This window comes from Micromonospora sp. DH13, from assembly GCF_020873825.1.
In the GTDB taxonomy this organism is placed as follows: Bacteria; Actinomycetota; Actinomycetes; order Mycobacteriales; family Micromonosporaceae; genus Micromonospora; species Micromonospora haikouensis.
The window spans coordinates 20,323-35,677 of the sequence record NZ_JAHWGR010000023.1; the positions used below are offsets into that span (position 1 = coordinate 20,323).

The window sequence follows — 15,355 nt, forward strand, 5'->3', positions numbered from 1 at the left end:
GGCTCGGTCGCCCGGCCGAAGCCGGTGCCGGGCCTGGCCTGGGGGCGCTCAGCCCGGGGCGGGCGCGGCCAGCGGGACGCTGTCGCGCAGCGCCCAGTCTCGGCTGATGTCGGCGGCGGTGCGCAGCAGGCGCGGCAGGTGCTCGTCGACCAGGGTCTCCACGGTGGTGTCGGCCGCATGCACGGTCACGTTCAGCGCGGCGACGATGCGGCCGTCGCCGTTGCGCACGCCGGTGGCCACGGAGCGGATGCCGGGGGCGAGGTCCTGGTCGGCGAGCGCCCAGCCCTTGGCCCGCACGTCGCGCAGCGCCCGGTCCAGCTCGGCGCGGTCCGGCTGCCACCGGGAGACGACCCCGGAGCGGCCCGGCTCGGCCAGCGCCCGGTCGAGGCCGGCGGGGTCGAGCGCGGCGAGCAGGACCTTGCCCATCGACGTGGCGGGGGCGGGGAAGCGGGTGCCGATGGTCACCGCCAGGGTGACGATCTTCGGTACGGCGACCCGCGCGACGTAGACGATGTCGCCGCCGTCGAGCTGGGCCATCGAGGTGGACTCGCCGGTCTGCGCGACGAGCCGCTGCATGTGCGGCCGGGCGACGTCCCACATGGTCAGCGAGTTGATGTAGGACATGCCGAGCTCCAGCACCCGGGGAGTCAGCGCGTACCCCCGGTCGGCGACCCGGACGTAGCCGAGCTCCTCCAGGGTGAGCAGGATGCGGCGGACGGTGGGCCGGGCCAGGCCGGTGACGCCCGCGACCTCGCTGAGCGTCATCACCGCCTGGCCCGGCCGGAAGCAGCGCAGCACGTCGAGCCCGCGGGCCAGGGCCTCGATGAAGTCCGGTCCCGCCTCGCGTGCCATCGGGCTCCCTCCGTCCGTGCTCGACCGGCCGCCCGGGCGGTCACCCGGGCGGCAGGCTAATGCTTCCACTGGGCCGAGCCGGCGTCCCACTCGGTGTACGTGTACGGGTTGTCGAGCACCGCCGTGGCCGGGATGTCGGGGTTCATGCCCCTGCGCCAGGCCTCCTCGCCCATGGCGTCCATCAGGTACGACACCGTCGCCTCGACCCCGCGCCGCGCGGCGGCCAGGTCCACCCCGACCAGCCGGTGCTCGTGCTTGACCACCCGGCCGTCGACCAGCACGGTGTGCACGTCGCCGCGCTGCGCCTGGAAGGCCACGTGCCCGTACGGGTTGAGCAGCGGGAACATCACCGGCGAGGCGTCGTTCTTGAGCAGCACCACGTCGGCCTTGCGGCCGACCTGGAGGCTGCCCACCTGCGAGTCCATGCCGAGGGCGCGGCTGCCGCCCCGGGTGGCCCAGTCGACGACGTGCTCGGCGCGCAGGTGGGCGTGGGTGACGGTCTCCTGGCGGGCGTGCGCGTCGAGATGCTCCCGGGCGCGGTCCGCGCCGAGGGTGGCGCGCATGGCCGAGAAGAGGTCGCCGCTCCACCAGACGCTGGTGTCCATCGACAGCGAGACGCCGATGTCGTGCCGGCGCAGCGCCCAGGTGGGCGGGTAGCCCTGGCCGGCGCTCTGCTCGCTCTCGGTGGACACCGACACGGAGCCGCCGGTGGCGGCGATGCGGTGGTACGAGTCGGGGTTGAGCGTGGCGGCGTGCACGTAGACCGTGGACGGGGTCATGAAGCCGTGCTCGTGCATGAGCCGGATGCCGTCGTCGTTGGTGGCGCCCCAGACCCCGGCATGGGTGGTCACCGGCACGTCCAGTTCCCGGGCGACCTCGAAGGCGGCCTTCTCGGGGAACGACGGGTCGCCGGTGACGTCGAAGGCGAGCTGGAAGCCGAGGCGACCCCCGTCGATGCGGCGGCGGTGGAAGTCGCGGAACTCGGGGCTGGTGGCCCACTCCCAGGGGCCCTGCTGGATGTTGCCGTAGGCGAGGACGAAGCGGCCGGGCACGGATTCGAGGGCGTCGGCCGCCGCGTCGGCGTGCTCGACGGTGCGCAGGCCGTGCGACCAGTCGACGGTGGTGGTCACCCCGGCGTCGATCGCCTCCAGGGCGGCGAGCACGTTGCCGGCGTGCACGTCCTCGGGGCGGAACAGCCGGCCGTGGTCGAGGTAGTACCAGACGAAGTACTGGGTGAGGGTCCAGTCGGCGCCGTAGCCGCGCATGGCCGTCTGCCACATGTGCCGGTGCGTGTCGATCATGCCGGGCATGAGGATCCCGCCGGTGGCGTCGATCTCGACCGCGTCGGCGGGCGCGTCGAGGCCGACGCCGACGGCCGCGATGCGGTCGCCGACGACGAGGACGTCGGCGTCCGGCAGCACCGTGTGCCGGTCGTCCATGGTCAGCACCAGCCCGTTGCGGAACACCACCGGCCTGCCGTCCGCCACCGGGTCGCCTGCGCTCATCGCGGCCACCACCCCTTCCCGGGTCGGGGCCCGCCGGGTGTGCGGACGGATGTCCGTCCAGCGGTCGGCGGGCCGATTGGCGCAAGTGTGTTCCGGGCCACCGGGCATGTCAAGAACGTGTTTCGGTACCGGTCATAATAGTTCTTAACGTGCATCTCGGTCAGACTTCGCGTCCAGGGTGTTGCCAGCGTGCGACCGTTGACAGCGGCCCGGTCGGCGGCAAGACTGGCGGCACGGCGGACGGTTGTCCGCATGGCGGTCGAGGAGGGTGATCGGGTCATGGGGGAGCAACGCTCGGGGCCACTGGACGGGCTCCTCGTCGCGGACTTCTCGCGCATCCTCGCCGGGCCGTACGCGACGATGCTCCTGGCCGACCTCGGCGCGCAGGTGATCAAGGTGGAGGGCCCGGCCGGCGACGACACCCGCACCTGGATGCCGCCGGTGCGCGACGAGGTCTCCACCTACTACCTGGGCATCAACCGCAACAAGCGCTCCATCGCCCTGGATCTGAAGGATCCCGCCGACCTCGACGTCGCCCGGCGGCTCGCCGGCCGCGCCGACGTCATGATCGAGAACTTCCGGCCCGGCGGCCTGACGCGTTTCGGCCTGGACTACGCCACCGTCGCCGCCGGCAACTCCCGCGTCGTCTACGCCTCCATCAGCGGCTTCGGCACCGGCGCGGGCGCCAACTACCCCGGCTACGACCTGATGGTCCAGGCGATCTCCGGCCTGATGAGCCTCACCGGCGACCCCGACGGCCCGCCCTACCGGGCCGGCATCTCCGTGTTCGACGTGATGGCCGGCCTGCACGCCAGCATCGGCATCCTCGCCGCCCTGCACCACCGCGACCGCACCGGCACCGGCCAGCACGTCGAGGTCAACCTGCTCTCCTCGGCCCTGTCCGGCCTGGTCAACCACAGCAGCGGGTACGTCGCCGGCGGCACCGTGCCGTTCCGGATGGGCAACGCCCACCCCAGCCTGTTCCCCTACGAGCCGTTGCCCACCGCCGACGGCGAGCTCATCGTCATCGCCGGCAACGACGGGCAGTTCCGCAAGCTGTGCCAGGTGCTCGACCTGCCCGACCTGCCCGACGACCCCCGCTTCGGCCGCAACCAGGACCGCACCGCCCACCGCGAGGCCCTGCGCCCGATCCTCGTCGAGCGGCTGGCCCGGCGCACCAAGGACGAGTGGTTCCGCGACCTGCTCGCCGCCGGGGTGCCCTGCGCCCCGATCAACACCATCGACGGCGGGGTCGCCCTGGCCGAGGAGCTCGGCCTCGACCCCGTGGTCACCGTCGGCGACGTGCCCGGCGTCCGCAACCCGATCACCTTCTCCGACACCCCGGCCCGGTACGAGCTGCCGCCGCCGGGTCTCGACGAGCACGGCGAGGAGATCCGCGCATGGCTGACCAGCTGAGCTTCCCCACCTCCCTCGGCACCTCCGACCCGACCACGATCCGGCTGCTCGGCCACGACCTCGCCGCCGACCTGATGGGCTCGGTCGGCTTCGGCGAGCTGGCCTACTGGCTGGTCGCCGGCCGCCGCCCCACCCCGGGCGAGGTGCGCGTGTTCGAGGCCGTGCTGGTGGCGCTCGCCGACCACGGCTTCACCCCGACCGCGATCGCCGCCCGGCTGACGTACCTCAGCGCCCCCGAGTCACTTCAGGGCGCGCTCGCCGCCGGCCTGCTCGGCGGCGGCTCCCGCTTCCTCGGCGTCACCGAGGACTGCGGGCGCTTCCTCGCCGACACCATCGCCGCCGCCGGGGACGCCGCGGCCACCGCCGCCGAGACCGGCGACTGGGACGCCATCGCCCTCGACGCGGTGCGCCGCGCCCGCGCAGACAGGCGCCTCGTCCCCGGGCTCGGCCACCCGGTGCACAAGGAGCGGGACCCGCGTACGCCGGTGCTGATCCGCATCGCCGACGAGGAGGGCCTGCGCGGGTCGCACCTGCGCCTGTTCGAGGCCATCGGCCGGGTCCACCCGCAGGTGCTGGGGCGCACCCTGCCGCTCAACGGGGCCGGCGTGTGCGGCGCGGCGCTGGCCGACCTGGGCCTGCCCGTCGAGCTGCTGCGCGGCTTCGCCCTGCTCGCCCGCGCCGCCGGGCTGCTCGGCCACCTCGCCGAGGAGCGCCGCAACCCGATCGGCATGGACGTCTACCTCGCCGTCGACCGCAACGCCGTCTACCAACCACCCGAGAGCATGTGACCGTCAAGGAGCCGCCATGGCCACCGTCGTCGCGGTGATCGCCTCCACCCACCACCCGTTCTACTACCGGGCCAGCACCGCCACCGGCGCGGACCGTCCGCCCTTCGCCGACGAGTGGGTCAGCAAGATCCTCGCCTTCCGGGAGACCCTGACCAGGGCGAAGCCGGACGTGCTGGTGATGGTCGGCTCCGACCACTTCCACCAGCTCTGGCTCGACAACATGCCGCAGTTCCTCGTCGGCAAGGCCCCGTTCTACGACGCGAACTGGTACAACGAGGAACGCGAGTTCGGGCTGCCGCGGATGCTGCTCACCGGCCAGGAGGACCTGTCCGGGCACATCCTGCGCGCCGGCCTCGACGCCGGCTTCGACCTGGCGTTCAGCAACGAGCTGCGCATCGACCACAGCATCACCTGCCCGATCGTCACGCTGCGCCCCGAGGCCGACCTGCCGATCGTGCCGATCTACACCAACATCTTCGCCCCGCCGCTGCCGCAGCCGAAGCGCTTCGTGCAGCTCGGCGAGGCCATCCGCGAGATCGTCGAGTCGTGGCCGTCGCACCTGCGGGTGGCGATCATCGGCACCGGCCACCTGTCGCTGGAGCTCGGCGGGCCCCGCCAGTTCGGCCCGCACGGCCCTGACCCCGAGTTCGACCGCCGGGCCGTGGAGTGGATCGCCAACGGCGACCTCGACGGCTGCCTGTCGGAGGTGACCCTCGACAGCCTGCACGCCCCCGGCAACGCCACCCACGGGTTCATGGACTTCATGCTCATGATGGGCGTCGCGGGCGCGGGCGCGAAGGCCGACCACGTCGACACCCTCGACCTGTTTCACACCATGGAGGCCTACTTCACCTGGTACCCGAACGGAGCGCCGGCATGAGCAGGTACCTGCTGGACAAGTTCCTCTACACCGTCGACCGGGACCCGGAGCTGGTGGAGCGCTACCGGGCCGACCCAGAGGCTCTGGTGCGGTGGTGGGAGGCCGAGCGGGCCAACGCCGTGCTCAACTGCCACACCGGCGAGGCCAGCACCTGGCTGCGGTTCACCCCGGCCGAGCGGGCCGCCCTGATCGCCCACGACCACGTCGCGCTGTTCCAGCTGGGCGCCCACCCGTTCCTCACCCTGACGCTGTTCATCGCCATGTTCGAACGGGACAACACCGAGCCGCTGGAGTACCAGAAGGCGTACGCCGCCCGGCTGGCCCACTTCGACCTGCCGTACCCGGACATCGCGACCTGACGGGCGGGCGCGGCGGCCGGGAACCGACATGTGCGCGCTCACACCGACCGGCTCCACCCATTCGGGTACGTCGATCAGTGGCGCGTCGTGGCGGGGGCCCGGCCGGGCCACCGCCACGCGCCGGTCAGCTCAGCAGGAACGTCGTCCGGTTCCCGGCCGCCGGCCCGACGATCAGCCGGCCCCGGTCGTGCCGCAGGTACGCGGTGGCGTCACCGGCGAGCTGGAGGGAGATCCCGCCACCGTCGCGGGGGACCCGACGGAAGCTCGCCGAGGTCGCCTCGGGGCTGCCGGCCGCCACCGGGACGATCTGGACGGTCCCGTCGACGACGCGGACGTACCGGTCGGGGAAGTTGACCGACCGCAGCGACTCGGTGCCCGCGCCGGCCAGCCCCGGCACGAACCGGAACTGGGTGTCGGCCAGCTCGCGCACGCCGGAGTCGACCCGCAGCACGTACTCCCAGTGCCGCACGTACGCGGTGCGGGCGTCGGCGGGGGACAGACGCACGATCGGGCCGCCCTCGCCCACGGGCACCCCGAACAGGGGCGAGCCGTCGCCGTGCCAGTACAGCCGCTGCACCCGGGTGTGCCGGTTGGGGTCGTAGAGCGGGTCGCCGGTGATGTCGCGGTAGTCGCGGGCGTGGTAGACGAGGACGTCGGTCACCCCGTCCTCGGCGACGGTGAACGAGTTGTGCCCCGGGCCGTACCGCCGGGTCTGCTCCCAGGTGGCGAAGACCGGGTCGGGGGTCTTCACCCACGACCGGTTGTCCAGCAGGTTCGCGCCCGCGTCGGCGGTCAGCAGGCCCATGCAGTAGCGGGCGTCCGTGGCGCTGGCGGAGAAGGTCAGGAACACCCGCCCGTTGCGTACGAGCACCGCCGGGCCCTCGTTGACCGCGAAGCCCTGCGTCTCCCACGCCCGCGTCGGGGTGGCGATGCGCACCGGCTTGGTGCGGATGGACCACGGCGTGTTCATCTCGGCGATGTACAGGCTGGTGTTGACCGCGATCTCCGGCTCGGCCTGCGCCCACACCAGGTAGCGCCGCCCGGCGTGCGCGAAGGTGGTCGCGTCGAGGGAGAAGTCGTCCCACTCCGTGGCGATCTGGCCGCGCAGCGTCCACCCGGCAGGGTCGCGCGGGTCGGCCAGCCCCGACTCCAGCACGTACATCCGGATGCGGAACACGTTGTCGGAGTCGCCGGCGGCGAAGTAGACGTACCACCGCCCGTCGATGCGGTGCAGCTCCGGTGCCCAGATGTGCCCGGCCATCCGTCCGCTGGCGGGCCGCCGCCAGATCACGGACTCGGCCGCGGTGGCCAGGCCGGCGATGGTGGACGCGCCCCGCACGACGATCCGGTCGTACTCCGGCACGGAGCCGGTGAAGTAGTACGTCCCGGCGACCGGCCGGGTGATGAACGGGTCGGCGCGCTGGGTGATCAGCGGGTCGACGGTGGTGACGCCGTAGACCTCGGCGTCGGTGCGGGCCACGCCCGGCCGGGGGCCGGCGGTGGCCGCGGAGGACAGCCCGGCGACCATGCCGGTCGCCGCCACGCCTAGCCCGCCGCGCAGCAGGACACGTCGGCTCATCGGGTACGTCATCGTGGCTACCTCACTTGGTCCGGATGCGCAGGAAGGTGACGGAGTTCGGCGCGAAGGTGCGGGTGAACGTGCCGGCGATGCCGCCGACGGTCCGGGTTACCGGCTGGATCGGCTCGGCCGAGCGGGTGTTCTGTTCGCCCGGGTCGCCGGTGATCACGGTCATCCGGGCCCGGTCGCGCACCCGCAGCCCGCCCAGGTCGACCCGGGTCACGGCGGGCCTGTCCTGGGCGTTGACCACCTTCACGATCAGCTCGCCGGTGGCGTCGTCGCGGGTGACGACCTGCGTGAACGTGCGGGTGACCCGGTCGTCGGTGAAGCTGGCCCACTCCTGGCCGTCGAGGAACAGCGTGACCTTCGTGCCGCGCACCTGCACCCGCACGTCGTACGTGGTGCCGGTGGTGATCCGGTTCGGCTTGGCGAGCAGGGTCTCCTTGGCCCCGTTGGTGGCCTTCTCCACCGCGCCCTGGGTGTTGTTCCAGCCGCCGAGGTTCCACCAGTAGAAGTTGCCGGAGTCCTTCACCCCGAACGCGATGAGGAAGCCCTCCGCGCCGGCGTTCTTGCGGGCCCTGAGCGTCAGGTCGTAGTCGCTGGCCGTGACGTCGGCGGCCCTGACCAGGGTGTCCTGCGCGCCGGTGTCCGACTGGGTGTACGCGCCGTCGACCACCGACCATGCGCCCCGGTTCGCCAGCGGCGTCCAGGCGTCCGCCCCGGCGGAGAAGTCGTCGGCGAACAGCACGGTGCCGTCGGGGGCGGTCACCCGCACGTCGTCGTACGTGGCCGAGGTGGCCCAGGTCGACAGGCCGATCCCGCCGGTGATCGGCGCCGGCGCCGTGGACGGGCCGGTGACCCGGCTCGGCACGGTCCGGTCGCCGACGTTGTTCATGAACAGCTTCTGCACCTGGTAGCTGGTGGAGCCCCACGACTCGTCGTTGTCGAACCAGATCAGGTCGGGCCGCCACTGGACGTTGTCCACGTTGGCCAGCAGCGGCGCGTACGAGGCCATCCGCACCACGTCGGCGTTGCGTTCCAGGCCGGTCAGGTACGACGCCTCGGCCAGCGAGTTGGCCAGCTTGTTGCCCTGCGAGGCGTACTCGCCGAGGAAGACCTTCGGGCCGGCGCGGTCGTAGGAGTCGTAGCGGGTGTTGTTCTGCAGGAACCACGCCGGGCTGTTGTAGTAGTGCTCGTCGACCATGGCGACGCCGGCGTCCCGGTTGAGCTGCCAGAGCCGGTCGAAGGTGCCGCCGGCGTCGTCGGGGCCGGAGTTGCCGATCACGGTGATCCCCGGGTGCGCCGCCTCGATCGCCGTGCGGAACCTCTGGAAGTTGGCGAAGTACGCGTCCGGCAGGTTCTCCTCGTTGCCGACGGCGAGGTGGGTCAGGCCGAACGGCCTGGGGTGCCCCATCGAGGCGCGCAGGCGGCCCCAGGTGGAGCTGGTCGGGCCGTTGGCGAACTCGATCAGGTCGAGGGTGTCGGCGATGTGGCGTTGCAGCAGCGCCTCGTCGACGGTCGCCTGGTTCTGGCCGCAGCCGGTGACCAGGGCGGGCACGACGGGCAGCGGCATCGCGCCGATGTCCTCGGCGAACTGGAAGTACTCGTAGTAGCCCAGGCCGTAGGACTGGTTGTAGCCCCAGAAGTTGGCGTTGGTGGCGCGGGTCTCGACCGGGCCGACCGTGTCCTTCCACTGGTAGGAGCGGGCCCGGGGCCAGTTCGAGGCGGCGTCGTAGCCGGACATGCTGCCGGTGTTGACCAGGCAGCCGCCGGGGAAGCGGACGAAGCCGGGCTTCAGCGCCGCGATCTTCTCGGCGAGGTCGCGGCGCAGGCCGTTCGGGCGCTGGCGGAAGGTGTCGCGGGGGAACAGCGAGACCATGTCCAGCCGCAGGACGCCGGTGCCGCCCGCGCGCACGGACAGCCGGCCGGCGTCGGTGGTGCGGGTCGCCTTCAGCGTCCCGGTGTACCGCGTCCAGCCGTCGCCGCGCACGGCACGCCTCAGGGGCGCGGCGAGCGGCCGGCCCGCCGCGTCGTGCAGGGTGACGGTCAGGGGGGTCCCGGCGGCGGCGTCGGTGCGGGCCCAGACCGAGAAGTCGTACGCGCCGCCGGCGCGCAGCGCGATCCCGGTGTTGTAGCCCGCGTTCGTCACGCCGTACCAGCCGTCGCCGGGGTTGGCGAGGTCGAGGCGCAGGTAGGTGCGGTTGCGCTCGTGCAGCCGGGCGGCGTCGTCCGCCGTGGACGCGGTGCCGGCGCCGCCGGCGTCGGCGGTGGGCGTCCAGCCGGTCAGCGGCGTGTAGGAGCGGTTGTCGGCTGGGCCGAACTCGAAGGAGCGGTTGTGGACCAGTTCGGCGTAGAGCCCGCCGTCGGCGGCGAAGTTGATGTCCTCGAAGAACACCCCGTACATGGAGTCGCTGATCGGGGTGCCGGCGGCGGCCGGGTCGACGGTGATGGTGTATTCGGGCTTTGGGGCCGGCGTCCTGGCCAGGCCGGGCGCGGCGGTGGCGACGGTGGTGGCCACCAGCGCGGCCGCCGCGAGGCCGAGCAGTGGGTGTGGTCGGAACATGTGTGCCTCCTGGACATCGGCACCGCCCCGGCGTGCCGTGGCCGGGGCCCGACGCGCCGCGCCCCGGTCGGACGGCCCTGCATGTGAGCGCTAACACGGGCGAGTATTGCCGGCCGATGAAAACCGGTCAATAGCCGGGTTACCGGGAAGTACCTCCGGAGCCCCTTCTCGCCCCGCCGACGCGCGTCCCGTCGCGCTGCGGCACCGGGCGACCACCCGGCGCGTCCGGGCCCGCCCGGTCCCGACGGGGGCGGCCGGCGGGGTGACCGCGCTCACGGCCGCGGCCGGTCCGCGTGAAAACGGCGTCAAGAAACGGCCCGTCGCCGTCACGGTCGCGTTATGGCCCCTGTCCCCGGGCCGCGCGGCGGGTTGTGATGGCCCGGCGACCGGCCCCGGTCGCGACGACCGTGTCCGGTAGGAGGAACCGACCGTGTCCGACCTGGTGTACGTGCTGGTGACGGCGGCGCTGTTCGCGGCGCTCGCCCTCGTGGTGAGGGGCGTGGAGAGGCTGTGAGCGCCGTCGACGCCGTCGGCCTGCTGCTGGCGATCGGCCTGGGCGTGTTCCTGGTGATCGCCCTGCTGCGCCCGGAGCGGTTCTGATGACCACGACGACAGCCGGCGTGCTGTCCGCACTCTCGCTCGTGGCGGCCCTGGTCGCCGTCCACAAGCCGTTCGGCGACCACCTGTACCGCGTGGTGGCGGGTGCCCGGCACACCCGCGTCGAGCGGATCGTCTACCGGCTGGTCGGCGTCGACCCGGCCGCCGGGCAGAGCTGGGGCGTGTACGCCCGCGCGGTGCTCGCCTTCTCCGCGGTGTCGATCCTGTTCCTGTACGCGTTCCAGCGCGTGCAGAACCACCTGTGGCTGTCCCTCGGCTTCGCCCCGGTGGTGCCGCACGGGGCGTGGAACACCGCGGTGTCGTTCGTGACCAACACGAACTGGCAGTGGTATTCGGGCGAGTCGACCATGGGGCACCTGGTGCAGATGGCCGGGCTGGCGGTGCAGAACTTCGTCTCCGCCGCCGTCGGCATCGCCGTCGCGGTCGCCCTGGTCCGTGGGTTCGCCCGCGCCCGCGCCGGCGAGCTGGGCAACTTCTGGGTCGACCTGACCCGGATCACGCTGCGGGTCCTGCTGCCCGTGGCGGTGCTCGGGGCGCTCGCGCTGATGCTCGGCGGCGTGGTGCAGAACCTGTCCGCCGGCACCGACGTCACCACGCTCAGCGGCGGGACCCAGACGCTCACCGGCGGGCCCGTGGCCAGCCAGGAGGCGATCAAGGAACTGGGCACCAACGGCGGCGGCTTCTTCAACGCCAACAGCGCCCACCCGTTCGAGAACCCGACCGCCTGGACGAACTGGCTGGAGATCTTCCTCATCCTGGTGATCCCGTTCAGCCTGCCCCGGGTGTTCGGCCGGATGGTCGGCCAGCACCGGCAGGGCTACGCGATCGCCGCGGTCATGGCGATCCTGGCGGCGGCGAGCGTCGCCCTGACCACCGTCTTCGAACTCGCCGGCCACGGCACGGTGCCGCAGGCGGTCGGCGCGGCGCTGGAGGGCAAGGAGGTGCGCTTCGGGGTGCCGGGCTCGGCGACCTTCGCCGCCGCGACGACCCTCACCTCCACCGGCGCGGTGAACTCGTCCCACGACTCGTACACCGCCCTCGGGGGGATGCTGCCGCTGGTCAACATGATGCTCGGCGAGGTGGCTCCCGGGGGTGTCGGCTCCGGCCTCTACGGGATGCTGGTCCTCGCCGTGCTCACCGTCTTCGTGGCCGGCCTGATGGTCGGCCGGACCCCGGAGTACGTGGGTAAGAAGATCGGTGCGCGGGAGATCAAGCTCGCGTCGCTGTTCTTCCTGGTCACCCCGGCGCTGGTGCTGGCCGGGACGGCGGCGGCGTTCGCCACCGGCAACAACTCCACGGCCCTCAACGCCGGCCCGCACGGCCTGTCCGAGGTGCTGTACGCGGTCACCTCGGCGAGCAACAACAACGGCTCCGCGTTCGCCGGCCTCACGGTCGGCACCCCGTGGTGGAACACCGCCCTGGGCCTGTGCATGCTCCTGGGCCGGTTCCTGCCGATCATCTTCGTGCTCGCCCTGGCCGGCTCCCTGGCCCGCCAGGCGCCCATCCCCGCCACCGGGGGAGCCCTGCCGACCCACCGGCCGCTGTTCGTCGGGATGGTCGTCGGCGTCACGGTGCTCCTGGTCGCGCTGACCTTCCTGCCCGCGCTCGCGCTCGGCCCCCTCGCCGAGGGGCTGTGACCACCATGAGAGAGAAGGACATGACAACGTCCACGCCGGCACCGCACGGCACCGCCGACGCGGGGACAGCCGGCACGCCCGCCACCCGGGGCAACCCGGCCGGCGGCGGCCTGCTCGACCCGGGGCAGCTCCTGGCCGCCCTGCCGGACGCGCTGCGCAAGCTCGGCCCGCGCACCCTGTGGCACAACCCGGTGATGCTGATCGTGGCGATCGGCGCGGCCTTCACCACCGTTCTCGCCGCGACCGACCCCTCGGTCTTCGCCTGGGCCATCACCGGCTGGCTCTGGCTCACCGTCGTCTTCGCCAACCTCGCCGAGGCGGTCGCCGAGGGGCGCGGTAAGGCACAGGCCGCCACCCTGCGCCGGGCCAAGCAGGAGACCATCGCCACCCGGCTGGTCGGCTGGACCCCGGGCGCGCCGGCCAACACGTACCGGGACGAGGCCGTGCCCGCGCCAGAGCTGCGGCAGGGCGACGTCGTGCTCATCTGCGCCGGCGGGATCATCCCCGGCGACGGCGACGTCGTCGAGGGCATCGCCAGCGTCGACGAGTCGGCCATCACCGGCGAGTCCGCCCCCGTCATCCGGGAGTCCGGTGGCGACCGCAGCGCCGTCACCGGTGGCACCAGGGTGCTCTCCGACCGGATCGTCGTGCGGATCACCCAGCGGCCGGGGGAAAGTTTCATCGACCGGATGATCGCCCTGGTCGAGGGCGCGAACCGGCAGAAGACGCCGAACGAGATCGCCCTCAACATCCTGCTCGCCGCGCTCACCGTCATCTTCCTGCTGGCCGTGGTCACACTCCAGCCCCTCGCCGTCTTCTCGAAGGGCTACCAGGGCGCGGCACCGGACACCGGCGCGATCACCGACGCCGGCGTCAGCGGCGTGGTCCTGGTGGCGCTGCTGGTCTGCCTCATCCCCACCACCATCGGCGCGCTGCTCTCGGCGATCGGCATCGCCGGCATGGACCGCCTGGTGCAGCGCAACGTGCTGGCCATGAGCGGCCGGGCCGTCGAGGCCGCCGGTGACGTGAACACCCTGCTGCTGGACAAGACCGGCACCATCACCCTCGGCAACCGGCAGGCGGCCGAGTTCCTGCCCGTCGACGGGGTCACCGCCGCCGAGCTGGCCGGCGCGGCCCAACTGTCCAGCCTCGCCGACGAAACCCCCGAGGGCCGGTCCGTGGTCGTCCTCGCCAGGAACGGGTTCGGGCTGCGGGAGCGGGAACCGGGCCTCGTGCCGCACGCCGCGTTCGTGCCGTTCACCGCCCAGGCCCGGATGAGCGGCGTCGACCTCACCCCGGCCGGCGACGCCACCGACCCCGCCCGGCGGGTCCGCAAGGGCGCGGCGACAGCCGTGCTGAAGTGGGTCCGTGAGCACGGCGGCCACCCCACCGAGCAGGTCGGCCAGGTGGTCGACGAGATCAGCGGGCTCGGCGGCACCCCGCTCGTGGTGGCCGAGCACGTCCAGGGCGAACCGGCGCGGGCGCTCGGCGTGATCCACCTCAAGGACGTGGTCAAGTCGGGCCTGCGGGAACGCTTCGACGAGATGCGCCGGATGGGCATCCGCACCGTCATGATCACGGGCGACAACCCGCGCACCGCGAAGGCGATCGCCGACGAGGCCGGCGTCGACGACTTCCTCGCCGAGGCCACGCCGGAGGACAAGCTTCACCTGATCAGGCGGGAGCAGGAGGGCGGCCGGCTGGTCGCGATGACCGGCGACGGCACCAACGACGCACCCGCCCTCGCCCAGGCCGACGTCGGGGTGGCCATGAACACCGGCACGTCGGCGGCGAAGGAGGCCGGCAACATGGTCGACCTCGACTCCGACCCGACCAAGCTCATCGAGATCGTCGAGATCGGCAAGCAACTCCTCATCACCCGGGGCGCCCTGACCACCTTCTCCATCGCCAACGACATCGCGAAGTACTTCGCGATCATCCCGGCCATGTTCGCCGGCATCCACCCGGGCCTGGACACGCTGAACGTCATGCGGCTGGCCAGCCCGGAGTCCGCGATCCTCTCGGCCGTCGTCTTCAACGCGATCGTCATCGTCGCGCTCATCCCACTGGCCCTGCGCGGCGTGCGGTACCGGCCGGCGGCGGCGGCGACGCTGCTGCGCCGCAACCTGCTGGTCTACGGCCTCGGCGGCATCGTCGTGCCGTTCGTCGGCATCAAGCTCATCGACCTGCTCGTCCAGCTCGTCCCGGGGATCTCGTGATGCGTCCACCCACCTGGCTCGCCCAACACCTGGCCGCCCTGCGCGCCCTGCTCGTCTTCACCGCCCTGCTCGGCCTCGCGTACCCGCTCGCCCTGGTCGCCGCCGGCCGGCTGCCCGGCCTCGACGCCCGCGCCGACGGCTCGCCCGTCACCGCCGACGGCCGCACCGTCGGCAGCGCGCTCATCGGCCAGGCGTTCACCGACGCCGACGGCGACCCCGTTCCGCGCTACTTCCAGTCCCGCCCCTCGGCGGCCGGCGACGGCTACGATCCCACCGCCACGGCGGCGAGCAACCTCGGCCCGGAGAGCGTCGTCGACACCCTCGCCGCCGACCCCGCCGAATCGACGCCGAGCCTGCTCACCCGGGTCTGCGCCCGCAGCCGGGCCGTCGGCGCGCTGAACGGGGTGGACGGGCGGCGGCCGTACTGCACCGCCGACGGGGTCGGCGCGGTCCTCGGCGTGTTCCACCGCGACGGGTTCACCGGCCCGGTCACCCGGGTCGTCAGCGTCAACCAGACCGCACCCGCCACCCCGTTCGTGGCGGCCTGGCAGGGCGTCGCGGTGGAGCTGGCGCGGCCCGGCGAGGACTACGTCGCGGCCGGGGCGGTGATCGTCCCCGTGCGCGGCGACGCCCCGGCCGACCCGGCTGTGCCCGCCGACGCGGTCACCGCCGGCGGCAGCGGCCTCGACCCGCACATCAGCCCCGCGTACGCCGAACTGCAGGTCGCCCGGGTGGCCCGCGAGCGCGGCGCGGACCCGGCGGCGGTGCGGCGGCTGGTGGCCGAGCACACCACCGGCCGGGTGCTGGGCTTCCTGGGCGAGCCCGGCGTTAACGTGCTGGAGCTGAACCTCGCCCTCGACCGGCGGCTGCCCGCTCGTTGAACCCTCGCCGGGGCGGACCACTGACGACCCGCCCCGGCCGGCCCGCCGACGATTCGCC

Annotated in this window: 12 protein-coding genes; 8 read left to right on the top strand and 4 right to left on the bottom strand. The window is 73.0% G+C overall.

The window, feature by feature from the left end:
* Positions 1–48: 48 nt before the first annotated feature.
* Complete coding sequence (locus LPA42_RS21255; protein ID WP_077937847.1) at positions 49–852, bottom strand: IclR family transcriptional regulator C-terminal domain-containing protein; 804 nt, start codon at positions 850–852, stop codon at positions 49–51.
* 56 nt (positions 853–908) lie between these two features.
* Entirely contained in the window at positions 909–2,357 is a 1,449-nt protein-coding gene (locus LPA42_RS21260; protein WP_077937869.1) for an amidohydrolase family protein, read from the bottom strand.
* A 252-nt stretch (positions 2,358–2,609) separates the two neighbouring features.
* Here LPA42_RS21260 and LPA42_RS21265 point away from each other — a divergent pair, with 252 nt between their 5' ends.
* From LPA42_RS21265 to LPA42_RS21280, 4 genes are read left to right on the top strand one after another with little or no spacing between them, the layout of a single operon-like run.
* A complete protein-coding gene (locus LPA42_RS21265) occupies positions 2,610–3,773 on the top strand; it encodes a CaiB/BaiF CoA-transferase family protein (protein WP_228986804.1) in 1,164 nt (387 codons plus the stop codon).
* A complete protein-coding gene (locus LPA42_RS21270; protein ID WP_077937848.1) occupies positions 3,758–4,561 on the top strand; it encodes a citryl-CoA lyase in 804 nt (267 codons plus the stop codon). Before LPA42_RS21265 ends, LPA42_RS21270 begins: the two co-directional genes overlap by 16 nt.
* A gap of 16 nt (positions 4,562–4,577) precedes the next feature.
* Positions 4,578–5,441, top strand: coding sequence for an extradiol ring-cleavage dioxygenase (locus LPA42_RS21275; protein WP_077937849.1), 864 nt, complete (start codon positions 4,578–4,580; stop codon positions 5,439–5,441).
* Complete coding sequence (locus LPA42_RS21280; protein ID WP_077937850.1) at positions 5,438–5,800, top strand: hypothetical protein; 363 nt, start codon at positions 5,438–5,440, stop codon at positions 5,798–5,800. Before LPA42_RS21275 ends, LPA42_RS21280 begins: the two co-directional genes overlap by 4 nt.
* 124 nt (positions 5,801–5,924) lie before the next feature.
* Here LPA42_RS21280 and LPA42_RS21285 read toward each other — a convergent pair whose 3' ends face one another.
* Both LPA42_RS21285 and LPA42_RS21290 read right to left on the bottom strand, forming a co-directional pair.
* Entirely contained in the window at positions 5,925–7,379 is a 1,455-nt protein-coding gene (locus LPA42_RS21285; RefSeq protein WP_228986805.1) for a family 43 glycosylhydrolase, read from the bottom strand.
* A 22-nt stretch (positions 7,380–7,401) separates the two neighbouring features.
* Positions 7,402–9,942: an alpha-L-arabinofuranosidase C-terminal domain-containing protein gene (locus LPA42_RS21290; protein ID WP_077937852.1), complete on the bottom strand. Its 2,541-nt coding sequence runs from the start codon at positions 9,940–9,942 to the stop codon at positions 7,402–7,404.
* A 510-nt stretch (positions 9,943–10,452) separates the two neighbouring features.
* Between LPA42_RS21290 and kdpF the strand changes: the two genes are divergently transcribed.
* From kdpF to LPA42_RS21310, 4 genes are read left to right on the top strand one after another with little or no spacing between them, the layout of a single operon-like run.
* Complete coding sequence (gene kdpF / locus LPA42_RS21295) at positions 10,453–10,542, top strand: K(+)-transporting ATPase subunit F (protein ID WP_077937853.1); 90 nt, start codon at positions 10,453–10,455, stop codon at positions 10,540–10,542.
* Entirely contained in the window at positions 10,542–12,197 is a 1,656-nt protein-coding gene (kdpA, locus tag LPA42_RS21300; RefSeq protein WP_077937854.1) for a potassium-transporting ATPase subunit KdpA, read from the top strand. The genes kdpF and kdpA overlap by 1 nt, the downstream gene beginning before the upstream one ends.
* 20 nt (positions 12,198–12,217) lie before the next feature.
* On the top strand, positions 12,218–14,416 hold the full coding sequence (gene kdpB, locus LPA42_RS21305; RefSeq protein WP_077937855.1) for a potassium-transporting ATPase subunit KdpB: 2,199 nt from the start codon (positions 12,218–12,220) through the stop codon (positions 14,414–14,416).
* On the top strand, positions 14,416–15,297 hold the full coding sequence (locus LPA42_RS21310) for a potassium-transporting ATPase subunit C (protein WP_077937856.1): 882 nt from the start codon (positions 14,416–14,418) through the stop codon (positions 15,295–15,297). The genes kdpB and LPA42_RS21310 overlap by 1 nt, the downstream gene beginning before the upstream one ends.
* Positions 15,298–15,355 lie beyond the last annotated feature (58 nt).